Here is a 6410-nt window from a genome sequence, read left to right as displayed (position 1 = left end):
CCCCGCAGGTCCGTACGGTGGCCACCCGGTTCGCCCCCGACCCGGAGCGGCTGCGCCAGTTCGCCGCGGCGCTGGCCACCAGCCGGTCGCCGGCGCTGGTGCTCGGTGCCGCCGTGGACCGGGCCGGCGCCGCGGAGGCCGCGGTCGCGTTGGCCGAGCGGCTGGTCGCACCGGTCTGGTCGGCACCCGCACCCGAGCGCATCGCCTTCCCCGAGGACCACCCGCACTTCCAGGGTGTGCTGCCCTTCGCGACCGGTCCGCTGGCCGAGCAGCTACGCGGACACGACACGGTGCTGGTCGTCGGCGCCCCGGTGTTCCGCTATTACCCGCACGTGCCCGGCGACACCCTGCCCGACGGCACCCGGCTGCTGCACGTCACCGACGACCCCGAGGAGGCGGCTCGCGCCCCGGTCGGCGACAGCCTGCTCGGCGACGCCGGACTCACCCTCGCCGCCCTGGTCGACCTGATGCCACCGGCCAATCGTCCACCGCCACCGGCCCGGCCCACGCCGTCTCCCGCCGAGGAATCCGTTCCGCTCAGCGCCGACGCGCTCTTCGCCGCGCTGGCCCGGCACTGGCCCGAGGACGGGGTGCTGGTGCAGGAGTCGCCGTCCAACCTGTCCGCGCTGCGCCGCCGGCTGCGGCTCAACCGGCCCGGGTCGTACTTCACGATGGCCAGCGGCGGACTCGGCTACGGCCTCCCGGCCGCGGTCGGCGTCGCCCTCGCGCAACGCGACACCGGCCGGCACCGGCCGGTGGTCGCGGTGATCGGCGACGGCTCGTTCCACTACTCGGTGCAGTCCCTGTGGACCGCCGCCCAGCTACGCCTGCCGCTGGTCGTCGTGGTCCCGGTCAACCAGCAGTACGCCATCCTCAAGGCGTTCGCCGAGTTCAAGCACACCTCCGGCATACCCGGGCTGGACCTGCCCGGCATCGACATCACCGCGGTGGCCCGCGGCTACGGCTGCGCCACCACGGTCGTCGACACGCCCGACCAGTTCGGTGCGGCCCTCGGCACCGCGTTGCGCGCGGACGGTCCGACGGTGTTGCCGGTGCCGATCCGCACCGACATCCCCCCGATCCTCTGAGCGCAAGGACGGGCACCTTATTAACGCCTGGTGTATAGGAAGGGGCCCCCTTTTAACGGCCGGAGCCGGCCGCGACGGTGTGGACCGTCAGCCGGCGGCGAGCCGCAGGGGCGCTCCGGTGATCACGTCCAGGACCGGCCGGGCACCCAGCGGCGCCTTGAGGGTCACCTCGACCGGCTCCAGTTTCAGCATCTCGTTGCAGATGTCGGTGGTCCGGACGACCGTGCCGCCGACGACCACCACGTGGTCGTGCTCCTGCACCAGCGGGGTGATCTCGGAATCGCAGCTGCCCACCCCGAGTCGGTAGCTCAGCGTCGCCCCGTCGACGGCCTGGATGTCCTGTGCACTCACCAGGCGCTCCGGCGTGGGTCCGGACGGCGCAGCTGGTTCGGGTACGGCACCGACCGCGCGGGGCGCGACCGCGACCCGGGCCACCACGGCGTTGATCTCCGGCACGGTGAACAGCCACGCGGGCACCTGCGTCGCACCGCGGCTGGTACGGACCGGGGCGGTGCCCAACTCGACCTTCGTAATGGTCAGCGGGACGCAGTCGTCGCCCTGCGGCCGGCTGCTGACCGAGTCGTCCGGCCCGCCCGGCGCGGCCGGTGGCGGGGTCGCGGGCTCCGTCGGCGGTCCCGGGCAGGGCGGCGGACCGCTCGGAGCGAGCTGCCGGTACGCCTCGGCGGCGCTGATCAGTGGCACGCGCAGTTCCCCGTCGGGGAAGCGGACTGTGCCGTCGGCGGCCGGCGCGGCGGGGATGTCGGCCTGGTCGCGGTACCAGCCGGCCAGGAAGGCCGTCTTGGTCGCCGCGGTGAACTCGGGAACGCCGACGAGCACCGTGGGCTCCTGCAGCGGTACGTAGCCCTTGCTCCACTCCGTACCAGGACGCCATACCTCGGCCACCGCGGTCGCCCGCTTGTCGAACGCGTCGTCGGCTTCTACCCGGATGCCGGGCTTGGCCGGCTCGGTGCCCGCCGGGGCGCACCCGGCCACGATCATCATCAGGGGCAGGCCCAGCAGGGCGGCTGATCGACGCATACCGGTTCGACGGGCCGCTGCCCGGCCGGGTTCCCCATCATCGGGCGCTGCGGACCGGTCCACCCAGCCGAATCGTCCCGGCCCGCAGGACGCGCAGACGACTGCGCGCCCCGGTCGGTGACCGGGGCGCGCAGTTCAGGTGGTGGAGGTGCCGGGAATCGAACCCGGGTCCTTCGCCGCCTTGCCAGGGCTTCTCCGAGCGCAGCTCGCTGTGCCTCTACTCGGCCCCTCCGATCACGCGAGCGAGTCGGTGTGACGGGCCCAGTCGCTGATTGATCTCGCCGCACGGACCCCGCGACCGGGTCCGGTTGGCCAGCCCTCTAGCTGATGCCGGCTAACTGGGTCGAAGGCACTCCCAGGCCGACAGACTTGCTACTCGCCTCAGGCGGCGAGAGCGAAGTCAGCGCGATTGTTATTGGCGCTTATTGGTTTCCGACGAACGATTCTCGAGACGACGTCGGCTTCCTCGGCTCGCTTCCCCTGCCGTAACGTACGAAGTCGAAACCAGTCACCCCCTCGGCAGGCCGCCGGATCCCGACGGCTTCGACAAGCCTAACGCCTGCCGCAACCGGATTCATCCCGAGCCCGGGCCAGCGACCCACCCTCGGAAACGAACCGGACATATCAGTCTTCCATCCCCTTACCCCGCCGGCCGGCCGCCCGGGCGATTTCCCGCTCGGCGTCCCGTTTGGCGAGGTCCTGGCGCTTGTCGTACGCCTTCTTGCCCTTGGCCAGGCCGATCTCCACCTTGGCCCAGCCGTCCGAGAAGTAGACCTGCAACGGCACCAGGGTCAGCCCGCTCTCCCGGGTCTTGCCGATCAGACGGTCGATCTCCAGCCGCTTGAGCAACAGCTTGCGGGTACGCCGGGGCTCGTGGTTGGTCCAGGTGCCCTGCACGTACTCCGGGATGTGCATCCCGTGCAGGTACAGCTCACCGTCGCGCTCCTGGGCGAACGCGTCGACCAGCGACGCCCGCCCGGCCCGCAGCGACTTGACCTCGGTACCGGTCAACGCCATGCCCGCCTCGTACGTGTCGAGGATGGCGTAGTCGTGGCGGGCCTTCTTGTTGGAGGCGACGACCTTACGCCCCTTTTCCCGTGGCATCGCCGCGCCACCCCCTTCCCGTTCCTGCCTCCCGACCGGCGGCGACCGGCCGAAGAGCGGAGATCATGCTACCCGAACGACAAGGGCCCTCCCGCGCCGTTTATTCCGGCGCGGGAGGGCCCTGCCACGAGAAGCTAGACCCGCAGGTAGAAGCGGAGGGTGACCCAGGCGGTGACCGCGCTGATCACACCACCGACGCCGGCCATCAGCGGGAAGGTCAGGAACACCTCGCCCCAGCTCACCGGCGCGAACAGGCCCTGCAGGGCGCTGAGTGCGTCGTCGAAGAGGAACTTCTTCAACGCGACCAGCGCACCGAGGCCGAGCAACGAACCGAACAGGCCGGCGACGACCGCCTCCAGCACGAACGGCGCCTGGATGAACCAGTTGGACGCGCCGACCAACTTCATGACCGCGACCTCACGCCGCTTGCTGTACGCGGCGACCTGAATGGTGTTGGCGACCAGCAGCAGCGCGGCGATGGCCATCGCGACCGCGGCGGCCAGCGCGATGTTCTGCCCGGCGGTGAACAGGTTGAAGATCTTGTCGAGCACCTGACTCTGGTCGACGACCTGGTCGACCCCCTCGGCTGAGGCGTACTGGTCGGAGATGGTCTTGTACTGCTGCGGGTCGACCAGCTTGATCCGGTACGACTCGGGCAGCTGGTCCGCCTTGACCGCGCTCAGCAGGTCCGGGGAGTCCCGGAACATCTCCTGGAAGCGCTTGAACGCCTCGTCCTTGTTGACGTAGGTGACCTCCGAGATCAGCGGGTCGGCGTCCAGCCGGGCGGCGAGGTCGGCGCGCTGCTCGTCGCTGACCTCGCCGTTCAGGAAGATCGAGACCTGGATGTTCTCGAAGTACAGCTCCTTCATGTCGGCGACCTTGGTGTAGATCAGGCCGCTGGCACCGAGCATGGTCAGCGAGACCGCCATCGTGATGATCATCGCGATGGTCATGGTCACGTTGCGCCACAGTCCGACCAGTACCTCGGACAGGACGTATTTCATCCGCATCGGGATTTCCTCCGGCTCTCCGGCGTGAGGTGTTCGTCGTCAGATCGGGGTGCGGTGGGTTGGTCTCGTCACCCGTAGACGCCGCGGGCCTGGTCGCGGACGATGCGGCCGCTCTCGATCTCGATGACCCGGCGGCGCATCTGGTTCACGATGTTGGAGTCGTGCGTGACCATCACGACGGTCGTGCCGGTGCGGTTGATCCGGTCCAGCAGGCGCATGATCTCGATGGACGTGTCCGGGTCGAGGTTTCCGGTCGGCTCGTCGGCCAGCAGGATCAGCGGACGGTTCACGAACGCCCGAGCCACCGCCACCCGCTGCTGCTCACCACCGGAGAGCTCGTGCGGGTAGCGATGCTCCTTGCCGCCGAGGCCGACCAGTTCCAGCACCTCCGGCACGACCCGGCGGGCGACCGCCTTGGTCTTGCCGATCACCTCGAGAGCGAAGGCCACGTTCTCGTAGGCGGTGCGGTTGGGCAGCAGCCGGAAGTCCTGGAAGACGCAGCCGATCGAACGGCGGAAGTGCGGACGCTTCCAGGACCGCATCGAGGTGACGTCCTTGCCGTTCACGACGACCCTCCCCTTGCTGGGGGTGACCTCGTGCAGCAGCATCTTGACGATGGTGGACTTGCCGGAGCCGGATGGGCCGATGAAGAAGACGAACTCGCCCTTGTCGATCGACACGGACACGTTGTCGAGCGAAGGCCGCGACGCCTTCGGGTACGTCTTCGTCACTTGCTCAAGCTGAATCACGGGTGGAGAGTCTACGCGGTGTAACTGTCGTGCCAAGTGCTACGCCCCGCAGATGCGGGACATGTCATCGAATCAGCACGTCACGTAGAGATCGATGACGCACTCCGCCAACGATCGATCACGCACGGTCGCCGGCGAGTTGCTGCTGCTTGCGCCACCGGATGCCGGCCTCGATGAACGAGTCCAGCTCGCCGTCGAAGACCGAGGTCGGATTGCCGGTCTCCTGCTCGGTACGCAGATCCTTCACCATCTGATACGGGTGCAGCACGTACGACCGCATCTGGTCGCCCCAGGAGCCCGCGGCGTCGGTCTTGAGACCCTGAAGCTTGGCCTGCTCCTCCTGGCGCTTGCGCTCCAGCAGCCGGGCCTGCAGCACCCGTAGCGCCGACGCCTTGTTCTGCAGCTGCGACTTCTCGTTCTGACAGGTCACCACGATGCCGGTCGGGATGTGGGTGATCCGCACCGCCGAGTCGGTGGTGTTGACGCTCTGGCCACCGGGCCCCGAGGAGCGGTAGACGTCGATCCGCATCTCGTTCTCGGGGATGTCGATGTGGTCGGTCTGTTCCACCACCGGCAGCACCTCGACCCCGGCGAAGCTGGTCTGCCGCCGACCCTGGTTGTCGAACGGGCTGATCCGGACCAGCCGGTGGGTGCCGGATTCCACGCTGAGCGTGCCGTAGGCGTACGGGACCTTGACCGTGAAGGTGGCGGACTTCAGACCTGCCTCCTCGGCGTAGGAGGTCTCGTAGACCTCGGTCGGGTAGCCGTGCCGCTCGGCCCAGCGCAGGTACATCCGCAGCAGCATCTCGGCGAAGTCCGCCGCGTCCACGCCACCGGCGCCCGCCCGGATGGCCACCAGCGCCTCCCGGGAGTCGTACTCACCGGAGAGCAGGGTGCGGACCTCCATCTCCTGGATGGCCTTGCCGAGCCCGGCGATCTCCGTCTCGACCTCGGTGAGCACCCCCGAGTCGGACTCCGCCTCGGCCAGCTCCAGCAGCACGTGCGCGTCGTCGAGGCGCGACCGCAGGCTGCCGAGCTTGTCGATCTCGCCGTTGACGTACGACAGCTGCGAGGTCACCTGCTGGGCGCGGGCCTGGTCGTCCCAGAGATCGGGGGCGGACGCCTCCTGCTCCAGGCGGGCCTTGTCCCCGCGCAGGCGGTCGAGGTCGAGCACCGCCTCGATGTTGCGCAGGGTGGCGTCGAGTTCCTTGAGCTGTTCGGCGCAGTCGGCAGCGGTCACGACAGACAAGCCTACTGCTCGGACGAGGAGTGAGCTTGCGAGCCCCGCAGTCCGAGCCAAAACCAGCACCGCTCGGACGAGCAGTGAGCTTGCGAGCCCCGCAGTCCGAGCCAAAACCAGCACCGCTCGGACGAGCAGTGAGCTTGCGAGCCCCGCAGTCCGAGCCAAAACCAGCACCGCT

General features: G+C 69.2%; 6 protein-coding genes and 1 other RNA gene. 1 reads left to right on the top strand and 6 read right to left on the bottom strand.

Annotated features, from left to right (window positions below):
- On the top strand, window positions 1-1088 hold a 1088-nt coding region (locus tag C1I95_RS30990; RefSeq protein WP_111219265.1), incomplete at its 5' end, for a thiamine pyrophosphate-dependent enzyme.
- Window positions 1089-1175: 87 nt separating this feature from the next.
- Here C1I95_RS30990 and C1I95_RS30985 read toward each other — a convergent pair.
- The 6 genes from C1I95_RS30985 to prfB all read right to left on the bottom strand — a co-directional run bounded on the left by C1I95_RS30985 (window position 1176) and on the right by prfB (window position 6229).
- Complete coding sequence (locus tag C1I95_RS30985) at window positions 1176-2126, bottom strand: hypothetical protein (protein WP_111219263.1); 951 nt, start codon at window positions 2124-2126, stop codon at window positions 1176-1178.
- A gap of 140 nt (window positions 2127-2266) precedes the next feature.
- Window positions 2267-2642, bottom strand: a transfer-messenger RNA (tmRNA) gene (gene ssrA, locus C1I95_RS30980).
- A gap of 108 nt (window positions 2643-2750) precedes the next feature.
- Window positions 2751-3230: an SsrA-binding protein SmpB gene (gene smpB, locus C1I95_RS30975; RefSeq protein WP_111219261.1), complete on the bottom strand. Its 480-nt coding sequence runs from the start codon at window positions 3228-3230 to the stop codon at window positions 2751-2753.
- 134 nt (window positions 3231-3364) lie between these two features.
- Window positions 3365-4240, bottom strand: a complete 876-nt coding sequence (ftsX, locus tag C1I95_RS30970) for a permease-like cell division protein FtsX (protein ID WP_111219259.1) — start codon at window positions 4238-4240, stop codon at window positions 3365-3367.
- Between the two features lie 68 nt (window positions 4241-4308).
- Complete coding sequence (gene ftsE / locus C1I95_RS30965) at window positions 4309-4989, bottom strand: cell division ATP-binding protein FtsE (protein WP_111219257.1); 681 nt, start codon at window positions 4987-4989, stop codon at window positions 4309-4311.
- A gap of 118 nt (window positions 4990-5107) precedes the next feature.
- Window positions 5108-6229 carry a peptide chain release factor 2 gene (gene prfB, locus C1I95_RS30960; RefSeq protein ID WP_111219255.1) on the bottom strand — a complete coding sequence of 374 codons (1122 nt, stop codon included), beginning with the start codon at window positions 6227-6229 and terminating at the stop codon, window positions 5108-5110.
- Window positions 6230-6410 lie beyond the last annotated feature (181 nt).

The sequence above is a fragment of the Micromonospora craterilacus genome, from assembly GCF_003236315.1.
Lineage (GTDB): Bacteria > Actinomycetota > Actinomycetes > Mycobacteriales > Micromonosporaceae > Micromonospora > Micromonospora craterilacus.
This window is presented reverse-complemented; position numbering and strand designations above follow the sequence as displayed.